The 14,074-nt window shown below is 64.3% G+C and carries 17 protein-coding genes; 5 read left to right on the top strand and 12 right to left on the bottom strand.

The genetic code is table 11. The features are described from left to right. Window positions 1-167 precede the first annotated feature (167 nt). On the bottom strand, window positions 168-818 hold the full coding sequence (locus Q0743_RS29035) for a DUF2865 domain-containing protein (RefSeq protein WP_298244885.1): 651 nt from the start codon (window positions 816-818) through the stop codon (window positions 168-170). Window positions 819-838: 20 nt separating this feature from the next. After that, on the bottom strand, window positions 839-1,615 hold the full coding sequence (locus tag Q0743_RS29040) for a L,D-transpeptidase (RefSeq protein ID WP_298244886.1): 777 nt from the start codon (window positions 1,613-1,615) through the stop codon (window positions 839-841). A 208-nt stretch (window positions 1,616-1,823) separates the two neighbouring features. On the opposite strand from Q0743_RS29040, the gene Q0743_RS29045 reads away from it, so the two are divergent. The 5 genes from Q0743_RS29045 to Q0743_RS29065 all read left to right on the top strand — a co-directional run bounded on the left by Q0743_RS29045 (window position 1,824) and on the right by Q0743_RS29065 (window position 5,933). Beyond that, entirely contained in the window at window positions 1,824-2,936 is a 1,113-nt protein-coding gene (locus Q0743_RS29045) for an AI-2E family transporter (RefSeq protein ID WP_298244887.1), read from the top strand. 78 nt (window positions 2,937-3,014) lie between these two features. Then, the gene (locus Q0743_RS29050) at window positions 3,015-3,386 is read left to right on the top strand and encodes a YqjD family protein (protein ID WP_298244888.1); all 372 of its coding nucleotides are present in this window, start codon (window positions 3,015-3,017) and stop codon (window positions 3,384-3,386) included. Window positions 3,387-3,464: 78 nt separating this feature from the next. Further along, a complete protein-coding gene (locus Q0743_RS29055; protein WP_298244889.1) occupies window positions 3,465-3,920 on the top strand; it encodes a hypothetical protein in 456 nt (151 codons plus the stop codon). A gap of 176 nt (window positions 3,921-4,096) precedes the next feature. Then, entirely contained in the window at window positions 4,097-5,239 is a 1,143-nt protein-coding gene (locus Q0743_RS29060; protein WP_298244890.1) for an OpgC domain-containing protein, read from the top strand. An 85-nt stretch (window positions 5,240-5,324) separates the two neighbouring features. Next, window positions 5,325-5,933 carry a TetR/AcrR family transcriptional regulator gene (locus tag Q0743_RS29065; protein ID WP_298244935.1) on the top strand — a complete coding sequence of 203 codons (609 nt, stop codon included), beginning with the start codon at window positions 5,325-5,327 and terminating at the stop codon, window positions 5,931-5,933. On the opposite strand, the gene Q0743_RS29070 is transcribed toward Q0743_RS29065, so the two are convergent. From Q0743_RS29070 to Q0743_RS29115, 10 genes are all read right to left on the bottom strand, one after another. Next, window positions 5,934-7,592 carry an HWE histidine kinase domain-containing protein gene (locus Q0743_RS29070; protein WP_298244891.1) on the bottom strand — a complete coding sequence of 553 codons (1,659 nt, stop codon included), beginning with the start codon at window positions 7,590-7,592 and terminating at the stop codon, window positions 5,934-5,936. Window positions 7,593-7,887: 295 nt separating this feature from the next. Beyond that, complete coding sequence (gene ureG / locus Q0743_RS29075) at window positions 7,888-8,511, bottom strand: urease accessory protein UreG (RefSeq protein WP_008131868.1); 624 nt, start codon at window positions 8,509-8,511, stop codon at window positions 7,888-7,890. 41 nt (window positions 8,512-8,552) lie between these two features. Further along, window positions 8,553-9,281: an urease accessory protein UreF gene (locus Q0743_RS29080; protein WP_367184949.1), complete on the bottom strand. Its 729-nt coding sequence runs from the start codon at window positions 9,279-9,281 to the stop codon at window positions 8,553-8,555. Next, the gene (locus Q0743_RS29085) at window positions 9,262-9,921 is read right to left on the bottom strand and encodes an urease accessory protein UreE (RefSeq protein WP_298244892.1); all 660 of its coding nucleotides are present in this window, start codon (window positions 9,919-9,921) and stop codon (window positions 9,262-9,264) included. The genes Q0743_RS29080 and Q0743_RS29085 overlap by 20 nt, the downstream gene beginning before the upstream one ends. Before the next feature lie 11 nt (window positions 9,922-9,932). Continuing rightward, on the bottom strand, window positions 9,933-10,232 hold the full coding sequence (locus Q0743_RS29090) for a putative quinol monooxygenase (protein ID WP_007599815.1): 300 nt from the start codon (window positions 10,230-10,232) through the stop codon (window positions 9,933-9,935). A gap of 129 nt (window positions 10,233-10,361) precedes the next feature. Further along, window positions 10,362-12,077, bottom strand: a complete 1,716-nt coding sequence (ureC, locus tag Q0743_RS29095; protein WP_298244893.1) for an urease subunit alpha — start codon at window positions 12,075-12,077, stop codon at window positions 10,362-10,364. A 34-nt stretch (window positions 12,078-12,111) separates the two neighbouring features. Beyond that, window positions 12,112-12,651 (bottom strand): HD domain-containing protein, encoded by a 540-nt coding sequence (locus Q0743_RS29100; RefSeq protein WP_298244894.1) that lies wholly within the window; start codon window positions 12,649-12,651, stop codon window positions 12,112-12,114. A gap of 65 nt (window positions 12,652-12,716) precedes the next feature. Continuing rightward, entirely contained in the window at window positions 12,717-13,169 is a 453-nt protein-coding gene (locus Q0743_RS29105; RefSeq protein ID WP_298244895.1) for a hypothetical protein, read from the bottom strand. 157 nt (window positions 13,170-13,326) lie between these two features. Further along, a complete protein-coding gene (locus Q0743_RS29110) occupies window positions 13,327-13,632 on the bottom strand; it encodes an urease subunit beta (RefSeq protein ID WP_298244896.1) in 306 nt (101 codons plus the stop codon). A 131-nt stretch (window positions 13,633-13,763) separates the two neighbouring features. Next, entirely contained in the window at window positions 13,764-14,066 is a 303-nt protein-coding gene (locus Q0743_RS29115; protein WP_298244897.1) for an urease subunit gamma, read from the bottom strand. Window positions 14,067-14,074: the final 8 nt, after the last annotated feature.

A 14,074-nucleotide genomic window follows, 5' to 3' on the forward strand; every position in this document is an offset into this window, starting at 1 on the left:
CCCGCGAACGCGGGAATCCATAACCACAGGGAGTGGCTTGGCGCGAGCCGATCGCTCCGAGTCTTCGCCAAATGCCCGCCCGTGGCTATGGGTCCCGGATCTACGCGCGCCTTTCGAGGCGCGCTTGTCCGGGACGACGGCGGAGATAGGACGAAAGCTTTCCGCCCCTACTCCTTCGCCACCACCGGGACCTGACGGAACTTCGCGCGCACCGAGTCCGGCAGCGGAGAGAAATTCATCGCGACGCCGCGGCGGTCGTTGGCATTGCGGTTGGCAACCACGAGGCCGTCGGCGCCCGCGACGATGTCGCCCTTGCGCATGGTGGGATCGTCCTCGACCTTGACCTGAGCAAGCCCGACCGGGTCCTTGCCGTTGCAGGTGCAGCCCGCGACGATCTCGTTGCGATAGCGATACGCGTTGGGCAATTCGGAATAGGATTTTCCCTTATCCGAGGTGGCGTCGTCGATGTTGCCGCCATAGACCAGCGAGGTCTCCGACGCCGGGCAGAAGCTCTTGCAGGATTGCGCCTTGCTCTCGGCATCGTTGCCTTGCGCCGGGAAGTAGCGGCCGTCGCAGCCGCGCACGCAATAGGCGGTGCCGCCGCCATAAGACGCCCGCTGGCGCGGCGTGTCGTATCGCTGCATGTCGTCATTGGGGAACGGCACCCGGATTTCCGGGGGCGGCCGCATGCGGAAGCCGCCAAACAGAGCCGAGAAGAAATCCTCCGCATGTGCCGCGGGCGCCAATGCCAGCCCGGCGGAGGCGACAACCAGGATCGCCGTTCCGCCAGCCACTTTGCCAATCAGGCCTCTGCTCATGTGACCTCACTCGATCCGACTTAGTTCACGGCCGATGGCGCCGAAATATTCAGCACCTGCCGCCCCGAGGGCAGCGTCGTCACGGCCGGACGCTTGCGCACGGGGTCGCCGCCTCTGGCCATCAGCGGGGCGTTCTTCGGCAGCACCACGACCTTGGCGCCGACATTGACGCGGCCGAACAGGTCGATGACGTCCTCGTTGGTCATGCGGATGCAGCCGGAGGAAACGAATTTTCCGATCGTGGAGGGATCGTTGGTGCCATGGATCCGGTATTCGCTGGAGCCGAGATACATCGCACGCGCACCGAGCGGGTTGCCGGGACCGCCGGCGACGAAGCGCGGCAGATAGGGCTGCCGCGCGATCATTTCTGCCGGCGGATGCCAGTCCGGCCATTCCGCCTTGCGGCTGACGCTCTGCACGCCGGACCAGGTGAACCCTTCGCGGCCGACACCGACGCCGTAGCGAATGGCACGGCCGTTGCCGAGCACGTAGTAGAGATAGGTGCTGTTGGTGTCGATCACGATGGTGCCGGCCGGCTCGCTGCGATCGAAGCCGACGATCTGCTTGCGCAGGCGATCGGGCAGCTGGGCATCCTCGTCGACCGCTTGCGGTGCCTCGTTGACCGTGCCCTGCGAATACGCCTGGTCCTGCGGGTAGGCCTGTGGCTGCATCGGCGCATAGCCGAACGTCTGCGCGCTCGCGCCGCCGAACGGCACCGCGAGAAGAGCGGTTGCAAAAGCGAATGCGGTGACGACGCGCGGCGAAAAGCTGCGACGGACTGCAGAGAACTTTGTCATGTGCTGCCCCGTGAAGTGTGTGCATCAGGGTGATGCGCTGCCCAATGAACTCCGAAAGGGCGCCCCAAGTTCCGGTGCAGCGAGCGGCAGCCATGTCACAGTCAAGCGAGCACGGCTTCACGATGCCGCGATGGAACCGCAGCGGGGCTCGCGCATTATCGGTCGTCAAATGGGCGCGCGGACGAGGCCTCCGTGCGGGAGAGAGATTGTGCGCGTCCTTCCGAGTGAACGTCTGAGTCCCGGCAATAGCGAAGGCGACCCGCTTCCCGACAGCCGTAGTGAGCTGCCGCCGGTCATCCGCCGCACGGAGTTCGTCGCCTTCGCGCTTGCAGGCCTGCTGCTGATTGCCTTCGTCACCGTGCTCTACGTTGGAAGGGCCTTCTTCCTGCCCGTGGTGATGGCCTTTGTCACCGGCACCATGCTGTCGCCGGCGGCGGGCTTTCTGGAGCGGTACAAGGTGCCGCGCGGACTGGGCGCCGCTCTGATCGTGGTCGCGGGGACCGCGGTGGTCGCTTTCGTGGTGGCGCTGATCGCCTCCCCGGTGATGGAGTGGAGCACGCGCCTGCCGGAGCTGGGCGCGCAACTCAAGGACAAGATGCATGTGTTCGACCGGCCGCTTGCGCTGTGGCGCGAGACGCAAGCCATGATCGGCGGCTCGGAAGGGTTGCCGAGCTTCCAGATGCCCAAGGTCGAGTGGGTGCAGCCGACCTTGGAATTCCTGTCACCGACCTTTACCGAATTCCTGCTGTTCTTCGTCACCCTGATCCTGTTCATCGCCAGCTGGCGCGACCTGCGGCGCGCCATGATCATGACCTTCAGCGATCATGACGCGCGGCTTCGCACGCTCCGGATACTCAACGAGATCGAGGTGCATCTCGGCAATTATCTCCTGACGGTGACGCTCATCAACGTCGGCGTCGGTGTCGGCACCGGTCTCATCTGCGCGCTCACCGGAATGCCCAATCCGGCCGGGCTCGGCGCGCTCGCAGCAACGCTCAACTTCATCCCGATCATCGGGCCGGTCGCGATGTTCGCGGTGCTGGTCGTGGTGGGTTTGGTCGCCTTTCCGACCATCAGCGGCGGCCTGATGGCGGCACTTGCCTTCGGCGGTCTTACTTTTCTGGAGGGGCACTTCATCACTCCGACCATCATCGGCAGGCGGCTCGCGCTGAATGCCCTCGCAGTCCTGCTTGCGCTGGCGTTCTGGACCTGGATGTGGGGCCCGATGGGTGCCTTTCTGTCGTCGCCGCTCTTGATCGTGGCCCTGATCGTCAAAGAGCATCTGTTGCCGGCGAATTCGCCGCAGCTGCCGCGAGCCTGACCGGTTTCCACGAACGGAACTTCCCCGACCACGAAACGTTCTCCGGCTATCTCAGCCGTCAACAGTTTGGAGCTCCCGATGTCCGCGACCAGCACCGAAGCCGGGATGAGAGACTGGACCGACAAAGCCACCAGAGAACGCCTCGAAAAGGATGTAGCAGCCGTGAAAAGCGATATCGCCGCCCTCACCGACCAGATCACCGACGCGCTCAACACCTTTGCCAATTCCACGAGCAGGCAGGCCCGCCGCGGCTACCGCCAGGCCCGCGAGAACATGGACACCGCGATGGACGACATGTCGGAGCGCGGCAGCGCGATGATGGGCGCGGCCCAGGAAGCCTACGGATCGATCGAAGAGACGCTCGAAGACGCCATCACCCAGCGGCCGCTTGCGACGGTCGGCCTCGCGCTCGGGATCGGCTTTTTGATCGGCGCCGCCTGGCGCCGGTAGGACGCACAAACTGATGTTGAGACGGCGGCGCGGCCTGCGCCGCCGATACGGCTTGTTGGGGATCCGAGGAGCAAGGCCATGTTTCAGCGCATCATCGATGGACTCAGTGCATCCACCGGAACGACTGTGCGCCTGACTTCCTTGGCCGCAGGTGCGGCGTTCGCCTTGTTCATCACCACCTGCTTCCTTTGTGCGGCAGCCTTCATCTCCGTGCTCGACAAATATGGTCCGGTGCAAGCTTGCCTCGCCGGCGCAGGCGTCTTCTTTCTCCTGACCTTGGCCGCAGCTGTGAGCTATTGGGCCTACAAGCGGGAGCTGCGCAAGCAAGCCCAGATCGCGGCCGAGCGTGCCGCGAAGTCGGCGGCGCAGAGCATGCTCGCGGACCCCATGCTGCTCGCCACCGGGCTCCAGATCGCGCGCGCCATCGGGATCAAGCGGCTGCTGCCGATCCTGGCGATCGGCGGCGTTGCCCTCGGCATCATGGCGAGCCGTGCCGGCGTGTCCGACGAGGTATCGGCCGAACCGGCCGAGTAAGGGCCGGGTCGCGTTAAGAAAATTTCGTCCGCAAGACCAGCGCGGCGCGTGGGGGTAATCATTGGCCGCTCTTGCGCAATTTTGAGAACACGGCCTCCCCTCACGCAAACGCTACTCGGATGGGCAGGCGGTTGCCGCTAAAAGCAGCATCCTGATTCTCAAAGCTATTTTACTCAATGAAACCGTCCGTCCAGGCGAATCTTGCCGCATTCCACCATGACGCCAGGCTCTATTTGACGCTCGGCATCGCCAATTGGTCGGTGTTCGTCGACCACATCCCGAACAACGTCGTCAACCTGCTGACGCTGCGTAACTTCGGCTTCAGCGGCGCCGCCGACCTGTTCGTGTTCGTGGTAGGTTACGGCGTCGCGATCATCCACGGCCGGATCGCACTGGAGCGCGGCTATCTTGTCGCCGCGACGCGCATCTTCCGCCGCGTCTGGCGGCTCTATGCCGCCTATGTCGTGCTGTTCGTGATCTACATCGACACCATCGCCTACGTCGCCTCGCAGTCGATGGCTCCGGAAATCATCCACGAGTACAATATTTCCGGGATTCTCGAGCATCCGCTGCGCATCCTTGTCCGCGGCCTCATGCTCCAGGAGGAGCCGCTGAATCTCGATCTCCTGCAATTGATGATCCCGCTGATGGCGTTTTTCCCATTCGCACTGTGGGGCCTGTTGCGGCGGCCGAACGTGACGCTGGCGGCGTCGGTCGCGCTCTATCTCGCCGCGCGCTGGTTCGACTGGAATTTTCGGGTCTACCCGGACCAGGAATGGACCTTCAATCCGCTGTGCTGGCAGATGCTGATGGTGCTCGGCGGCTGGTTCGCCGTGACAGGCGCATCGGGACGCGTGCTGCGCGAGATGAGCTGGCTGCGGATACTTGCGGGGACCTATCTCATCTTCGCGATGGCCGTCACCTTGTTGCGCCATTCGCCCGAATTGTCCGCCTACCTGCCGGATTTTCTACTCGGCAGCATAGCGCCGACCGACAAGGAAAACCTCGCGCCCTATCGCGTGGTCCACTTCCTCGCGCTTGCGCTGCTGGCGACCCATCTGATCCCGGCCGATCACCCCGGCCTGCGGCTGAAGCCGCTCCAGGCAGTCATCAAATGCGGCGAGGAATGGCTCGCCGTGTTCTGCGTCGGCGTGTTCCTGTCCTTCGCCGGCCACCTCATCCTGATCACCAGCGCCAATCTGGTGGTGATGCAGATCGTGGTGAGCCTCGTCGGCTTCGCGGCAATGACCGCGGTGGCCTACTATATCGCCTGGTCGAAATGGCAGGACCTGCCCGCGGCCTTGCGGCAGCAGGCCTAGCGAACGATCGAATTCCCTAGGCCGGCCGCCGCGGCTACGCTATCCCGGAGTGGAAGCGGGTTGCGCGAGGAGACCGGGCGTGGTGATGGCAAATGGCGGGGGTGAAGGGGCGGAGGGTGCCCCCCGGCGCGGCCGGCCGCGATCGGTCGAGACCAGCAACGCCATTCTCGAAAGCGCCTATGTGCTGATGGCCTCCACGGGCCTTGCCGCCACCACCATCGACGCGGTCGCCCGCCATTCCAGCGTCTCCAAGATGACGATCTACAAATGGTGGCCGTCCCGCGAGGCGCTTCTGATCGACGCCTTTCTTCAGCATGCCGCGCAGATGCTGCCGCTGCCGCCGGAGAGCTCCGGCAGCCCGGCTGCGCGCGCCCGCCGTCACGCCACGGCCTATGCCGAGGCGCTGCAGGGCGAGTTCGGCAAGGTCCAGCTCGCCGTCATCTCCGAATGCATCTCCAAGACCGGATCCGCCGAACTGTTCTATGCCCGCTATCTGCAATTCCGCCGCGACGCCCTGGTGGAGATGATCGCGGCGGGCCAGCACGACGGCAGCATTTTGGCCGAAGGGCCGGCCGAGGATCTCTACGACGCAATCTATGGCGGCTTGTTCTATCGTTACGTCTTCGGCATCGCGCCGATCACGCCCGGCTACGCCCGCAATCTGGTCGACCTGGTGCTGCGGCCGAAGGGATAGCTATCGCGCTGGCCGCACCGGCGCCGAGATCTTGTCCGTGCGATCGCGTTCGGTCATGTCGACCACCGTCTCCATCGGCGCAGTCAGTTCATAGACGTAGGAGACGTCGGTGAAATAGCGCTTGGCGGTGCCCCCCAACGCCTCGGGGGCAACACGGTCGAGCAGGATCAGGCCGAAATCGGAATCGGGACGGCGGGTCGCCTCGCTGGTGTTGAACTCCTCCCAGCGGAACTGGAAGACCTCGTCGGGCTCCTCACCCGTCACCGTCCAGCTTGCGGTGATGTGCGGATGCTTTCCGACCAGCGACAGGCCCTCGTCGGAATGCGAGGCGAGTTCGAAGAACAGCAGCGAGAGGCTCTGCGCCGCGCGTGCGCTGACCGCGATATCGGGCCCGGTGACGGCGATGCGGTCAGCATGCGGGATGGCCCGCGCCTCGAACAGGCCTTTCAACTTGACGCCCTGCCACTGGCTCTCGCTGAGCAGCGAGACCACGTTGGACATGGCATGGATGCGCCCGATCAGAAGCTCGCGGGCGACATCGATGTCCGCGCCGTGGCGCAAGGTGCGCGTCACGATCGACTGGATCACCGCCAGGATGTTCTTGACCCGGTGGTTGAGCTCGTCGATCACGGCGGTCAAGCGGCGCTCGAAGCCGATTCGGACCTGGATTTCCCGGCTGAGCCGCAGATTGTTGTAGGCGACATAGCCGAACAGGCCGCACACCATCGCCGTGATCGCAAAACCGATCGCCGCCACGATGATCGCGGTCTGCTCCGCGCGTCGCACCGAGTTGGTCTTGGCGTAGTAGCCGAGCTGCCAATCACGGCCACCGAAGCTCACCGTGCGCGTCGCCGACGGCGCCGGCCCGTCCGCCGCCACCCTGCGCGTCGAGACCACGCCCTGGTCGTTGGCGATCAGCTCGCCACCTTCCTTGCGGGGATCCCTGAGCGCGACCGAGAACAGCGACATGTCGTCATTGGTCAGCATCAGCGAGGCGAGCTCGTAGGAAAACGTGACGAAGCCGGCCGGCTCGGTTGCCCCCTCGGGAATGACGGGCGCAGCCACGATGACGCCGATGGGCCCGTTCTCCCGCAACAACGGAATCGGGTCCGAGGCGACCGATCTCTTCTCGACCCGGGCGCGCGTCAGCATGGCGCTGCGAACCGGGTCCTGGTCGTAACTCCGGCCCGGCAGAGTCTTGGTCTCGTCGCTGCGCGGCTCGAGATCCAACAGCACGTCGATCGGCTCGGTGATGTCAGCGGGATTGATCGACTTGTCGTCAAAGGTGCGGATCTTCGGGTTCGGGAAGCCGGCGCCCCCGATGGCAGCCTGCGCCGCAGTCAGTTCGTTCGGCTTCAGCCGGGCGATCCAGCCGGCCACCACGAAATCCGTCTTGAACGCGTAGATGGCCGAGCGCAGCGGCTCCAGCATGTTCGGCTTGATCACGGATGGCGCGCGGAACAGGCCTGAGGCGACACGGGCGAGCAGTTCGCGCTCCGTGAGCCGATCCTGGACCAGGCTGGCGTGAACGTCGATCGCACGGGCGAGCGCGATCCGGTCCAGCGCCAGCTCCTGGTCGTGGACGCGATAGGCCGCAAGCCCGGAGAGCAAGGCCCCGAGCAGAGCGATGAAACCGATGATGAAACCCAGCCGGACCACGCGACTACTCAGGCGAAGGCAGGAGGTCGGCAATAAACAGGGAGCATATGAACGCCGCTCGAACGGCCATGTGCCGAAACAGGGTGGACCCCAGTGGCAGAGATAATGGAGGAGGAGGCATCAGTACGCAACTTGGGTCGCCCGAAAAGCTTAATCCGCCCGGCCAATGGTCTGGCCGGGATGATTTGCCCGGGCACCGGAGGTAATCAATCGCCGTGTCCGAAATTTGTTCCGTCGTCGCGGCCCGGACCCCAAGGTTAATGGCGAAAAACGCATGCGCCAGTTCGTCGCGCCGTCAGCCCGCCCGTTTCAAGCCGCCTTTGGCCTCGATGAAGCCGACGATGCGGTCGAGCCCCTCGCTTTTCTTCAGGTTGGTCATGACGAAAGGACGCTCGCCGCGCATGCGCCGGGCGTCCGTGTCCATCTTCTCTAGGGAGGCGCCGACATGGGGCGCAAGGTCGATCTTGTTGATGACCAGAAGATCGGACCGGGTGATGCCGGGGCCGCCCTTGGACGGGATCTTGTCGCCGGCGGCCACGTCGATCACATAGATGGTGAGGTCGGCCAGCTCCGGGGAAAAAGTGGCAGCAAGATTGTCGCCGCCGGACTCGATCAGCACGAGGTCGAGCCCGGGAAACTTGGCGCGCATGTCCGCGACCGCGGCGAGATTCATTGAGGCATCCTCGCGGATGGCGGTGTGCGGACAGCCGCCGGTCTCGACGCCGGCAATGCGGTCCGGCGTCAGCGAGCCCGACCGCACCAGGAATTCGGCATCCCATTTCGTGTAGATGTCGTTGGTAATCGCGGCGATGTCATAGCGCTCACGCATGGTCTTGCAGAGCAAATCCATCAGCGCGGTCTTGCCCGATCCGACCGGGCCGCCGACGCCGACACGCAAAGGGCCGTGAGATTTCGACATGTGATTCGCTCGCTCTCGATGGGTTGAGGGCCGCCTCGCTCTCACGAGCGGAACAGCCGCGTATATTGTGTCTCGTGCCGCAGGCTGGCGAGGTCGGCGCGGAAGGTCGCGCTGCCGAGATCGTCCAGTGTCGCATGCAGCGCACGGTCGGCGGTGGCAGCCACAGCAGCCTCCAGCCTCACCAGCACGCGCTGGCTGTCGGTCTGGCCGAGCGGAATGAGGCGGCTTGCCGCGGAAATCCAGTTCGAGACGACGGCATGCAGGAAGGCGTGCAGCGTCGGCGCCAGCGGCACACCGTGCAAGGCAGCGACGACACCGACCGCGACCGGATAAACCAGTGGCGTGTGGCACGCCGAAACCATGGCATCCAGTCCGTCGGCATCCCACGCGGCGCGGGCGATGTCGATGAAGGCGCGGCCCTGCGAACTCGTCTCCAGCTGCCGCTCGCGCGACGGCACGAAGGCGGTGGCAAGCTCGGCGATCTCGCTCAAGGTCGTCTTCTCGTCCACCTCCGCAGCGCGATAGGCGTGGACTAGAAACGTCGCGTCACAAAAACCGGAACCGTCGCCGAGCATCGCGTCGAGCCAGTCGGCCAGCGTGGTCGTATCGACGATGTCGCCCGCCTCGACCGCCCATTCGATGCCGCTGGAATAGGAGAAGCCGCCGACCGGAAATGCTGGCGACAGCCAGGTCATCAGCCGGTACAGCGCCGCCGCCTCGCCCTCGTCGAGACCGTCGGCGCTGACCGACTCACTTGTGGTCATGAGCATGCTTGTGGCCGTGGTGATGGTCGGGATGGTCGCAATGCTCGTCATGGTGATGGTGATGATCATGCCCATGGTCATGTGAGGCATGGTCATGGTGGTGATGATCGTGGTCGTGGTGATCATGATGATCGTGACCGTGGCGATCGTGGCCATGATCATGATGATGCCCGTGATCGTGATGGGCATGATCGTCGTGCCCATGGGCATGGCCCGCATCGGCATAGGCACCGCCTTCGGGATCGAACGGCGCCTCGATCTCGATCACGCGCGCCCCGAGGCCCTTCACCATGGCCTCGATGACGTGATCGCGGCGAATGCGCAGGGCCTTTGCCATGATCTGGGTCGGCAGATGGCGGTTGCCGAGATGCCAGCCGACGCGGATCAGGTGGTGTGGATCGCGGCCGCGGATTTCGAGCAGCGGCTCGGGCGCCGCGACCACCTCGACCAGCCGGCCGTCCTCCAGCACCAGCGCATCTCCGCCGCGGAGCGCGACGGCATTCTCGAGGTCGAGCAGGAATTCGAGCCCCCGCGTCCCCGTCATCGCCATGCGACGGCGGTGCCGATCATCGAAATCGAGCACGACCGTATCCGCCGGCGCTTCCGCGAAGCGGTGCTGTCCCTTGACCTGCGTCGCCCGGATCATGCTCTACCTCGTTACCTTGTCTCGACCTTCTCGGGCGTGATCACCTCGATCTTCGGCGGCGCCGTGAAGCACTTCACGGCGACACGGCCGAACGTCTTCATATGCTCCATGGCGCGATGCGGCACCAGCGCCTCGGCGTTTTCCCACTGCTCGACGAACACCATCTTGGCGGGATCCGTGACGCTCTCATGCAGGTCATAGGCGATATTGCCGGGCTCTTTCCGCGTCTCCTTGATGCAGGCGGTGGCCGCTGCAATGAATTCAGCGCGCGTTTCGGGCTTGATGGTCAAGGTGGCAACGACGTAGATCACGAGAAATCCTCCCGGCTTTTCTTCTAAAGGGTTCAATACCGGGCGGGACATTAGACCAGGCGGGACCGAACGCAAAACCGCAAAAGGCCGTCCCCGGACCGCGCCGGGGACATGCGTCAAGGCGCTATTTCAGTACATGAAATATCGCTGCGCCATGGGCAGCACCTCCGCCGGAGCGCAGGTCAGTAGCTCGCCGTCGGCGCGCACCTCGTAGGTCTCAGGATCGACCTCGATATTGGGCGTCGCGTCGTTATGAATCATGCTCTTCTTCGAGATCTTGCCGCGGGTGTTCTGCACCGCATAGAGCTTCTTCTCGATGCCGAGCTTGCGCGCGAGACCGCCGGTGATCGCGGCCTTCGAGGTGAACACCACGGAGGATGCCGTGCGCGCCTTGCCGAAGGCGCCGAACATCGGCTGGTAATGCACTGGCTGCGGCGTCGGGATCGAGGCATTGGGATCGCCCATGGGCGCTGCGACAATCGTGCCGCCCTTGACGATGCAGTCCGGCTTGACGCCGAAGAAGGCCGGCGACCACAGCACGAGATCGGCCATCTTGCCCTTCTCCACCGAGCCGATCAGCTTCGACACGCCGTGGGCGATCGCGGGGTTGATGGTGTATTTGGCGATGTAGCGCTTGACCCGGAAATTGTCGTTGTCTTTGCCCTTGTCCTGCGGCAGCGACCCGCGCTGCTTCTTCATCTTGTCCGCGGTCTGCCAGGTCCGGATGATGACCTCGCCGAGGCGGCCCATCGCCTGCGAGTCCGACGACATCATCGAGAGCGCGCCGAGATCGTGCAGGATGTCCTCGGCCGCGATGGTCTCTTTCCGGATGCGGCTTTCGGCGAAGGCGAGGTCCTCCGCAATGGAGGGATCGAGGTGGTGGCACACCATCAGCATGTCCAGATGCTCGTCGATGGTGTTGCGCGTGAAGGGCCGCGTCGGATTGGTCGAGGACGGCAGCACGTTCTTCAGGCCCGCGACCTTGATGATGTCAGGCGCGTGACCGCCGCCGGCGCCTTCGGTGTGAAAAGCGTGGATGGTGCGGCCCTTGAAGGCCTTGATAGTGTCCTCGACGAAGCCGGATTCATTCAGCGTGTCGGTGTGGATCATCACCTGGATGTCGTGGGCGTCTGCCACCGACAGGCAATTGTCGATCGCGGCCGGTGTCGTGCCCCAATCTTCATGCAGCTTCAGCGCGCAGGCGCCACCCTTGATCATCTCGATCAGGGCTGCGGGCCGCGAGGCGTTGCCTTTGCCGGAAATGCCGAGATTGACCGGGAACGCGTCGAAGGACTGGATCATCCGCCCCATGTGCCACGGCCCCGGCGTACAGGTGGTTGCAAAGGTGCCATGCGAGGGGCCGGTGCCGCCGCCGAGCATCGAGGTGACGCCTGACATCAGCGCGTGCTCGATCTGCTGCGGACAGATGAAATGGATGTGGCTGTCGAAGCCGCCCGCGGTGAGGATCTTGCCCTCACCCGCGATCACGTCCGTGCCCGGGCCAATGATGATGGTGACGCCCGGCTGAATGTCGGGATTGCCGGCCTTGCCGATCGCGGAGATCATGCCGTCCTTGATAGCGACGTCGGCCTTGACGATGCCCCAGTGATCGACGATCAGCGCGTTGGTGATGACCGTGTCGGCCGCGCCCTGCTTGTTGGTCACCTGCGACTGCCCCATGCCGTCGCGGATCACCTTGCCGCCGCCGAACTTCACCTCCTCGCCATAGATGGTGAAATCCTTCTCCACCTCGATGATGAGATCGGTGTCGGCCAGCCGCACCTTGTCCCCGGTGGTCGGACCGAACATGTCGGCATAGACGGAACGCTTAATTTTGACGGACATCACAAGCCCCGTTTGCGTTTGAATTTCTGACTGTTCACAGCGAAGCCCTCGCTGCCCTCACGGCATCGTCGAATTTCGTATCGAGCCACCGATTGCCGCCGCGGCAACCGGCAACGACCTGCTCGGCCCAGCCGGTATAGTCGGCGAGATCGCCGCGCTCCTCAGTGGTCGGGTCGGCATGAACGCGCGCACCGATATTGCTGATCTTGTCGGCGATCTTGATCAGCTTGGCGCCCGGCGATTTGTGCGGAGCGTCCTCGATCTGTTTCTGCCGCCGCGTTGCCCTCGGCAGGCTCATGTCGTCGGTACATTCGACGACGAGCGAAGCCACACGCTCGGAGAACTTCTGCGCGAGTTCCTCGCGCGTGGTGTCGGTGTCCTCGATCGTATCGTGCAGCCATCCGGCCGCGACCAGCTCGGCATCGGCGCCATCGGTCGCGGTAGCCAGCAGGTTCGCGACTTCCGCGAGGTGATTGATGTAGGGCTCGTTACCGCGCCCCTTCCGCGCCATGCCATTGTGCCGGCGCGCGGCCAGCCCGGCGGCTTCGGAGATGAGGTGGACGGCAGGCAGCATGCTTCACGCCTCCTCGATGCGGCTGGACGCGTCGTTCACTGCGCGAGCGCGATCGTCGTCGAAAGTCATCGTTGAGCCCCTGTCCCGCCTGAGGTGCCAGTGATGGCGGGCTGCAGGCATTGCGCCTGAAATTCGGCAACTTTCTTCAAGCCGGACTTCGCGATCGGATCCTTTCCATAGTCTGCGACCACGGATCCAAACTTGAATCCGATCCGGCCAGTTTGCTTGAACTTGTTGAACCAAGCGCCGTCGGCACTCATCCGAAAACGATATTCCCAGCCGCCGGCCTCCGAAAACGACGGCTCGACGATCGACGCTCCACCTTCGAATTCCACCTTCGGATAGGTGTTCGATCGAACGAAGTCGGCGAGGACCTTGCGCTCCTTGTCGTTGGCCGCCCCAAAAACGTCGACCATGCCGGACGCCGGCCGACAGTAGAACCACACCGTTCCCAATTCGTCGGTAGCCTCAGTCTCAGTGAAAGCGAGCAGCAGCCGTCCGTCGCTGACCTTGTTCACTCGCCACTGCCAGCCGTCTTCGCTGTAGCCAATGGATGGGAAGGAGAGAACAAGGACGATGGCGGCGAGGCCTCGATGGACCGGCCAAGCGGACGCCCGGCTCACCGCCGTTGGCGCTGCTCGTCCTTGGGGCTCCGCACGCTTCGAAAACATCGCTTCACAGCTTGCCCATGACGTCGCCGCGAAAGCCGTAGATCGTCTTCTTGCCACCAAGCGCGACGAGCTGGATGTCGCGGGTCTGGCCGGGCTCGAAGCGGACGGCGGTGCCGGCGGCAATGTCGAGGCGCATGCCGCGGGACTTCTTGCGGTCGAACTTCAGCGCGGGGTTGGTCTCGAAGAAGTGGTAGTGCGAGCCGACCTGGATCGGGCGGTCGCCGGTGTTCGCCACCGTCAGCGTCACGGTCTTGCGGCCGGCATTGAGCTCGATCTCGCCGTCCTGGATGAAGAGTTCGCCGGGGATCATGTGCTACCTCGTCTTGCTCCGCTGCGTCATGGCCGGGCTTGTCCCGGCCATCCACGTGGTGCCACTTGGTTCGAAGGTCGTGGATGCCCGGGTCAAGCCCGGGCATGACAGTGGTGATGTAGTGTCGTGCTTCACCGGATCGGTTCGTGCACGGTGACGAGCTTGGTGCCATCCGGAAAAGTCGCCTCGACCTGGATGTCGTGGATCATCTCGGGGATGCCCGCCATCACCTGATCGCGGGTGAGCACCTGCGCGCCGGATTGCATCAGCTCGGCGACGGTGCGGCCGTCACGCGCGCCTTCGAGGATGAAATCGGAGATGATCGCGATCGCCTCGGGGTGGTTGAGCTTGACGCCGCGATCAAGCCGCCGCCGCGCCACGATCGCCGCCATCGAGATCAGAAGCTTGTCCTTTTCGCGGGGAGACAGGTTCATGCGAAATC

Source organism: uncultured Bradyrhizobium sp. (genome assembly GCF_936943645.1).
Classification (GTDB): Bacteria; Pseudomonadota; Alphaproteobacteria; order Rhizobiales; family Xanthobacteraceae; genus Bradyrhizobium.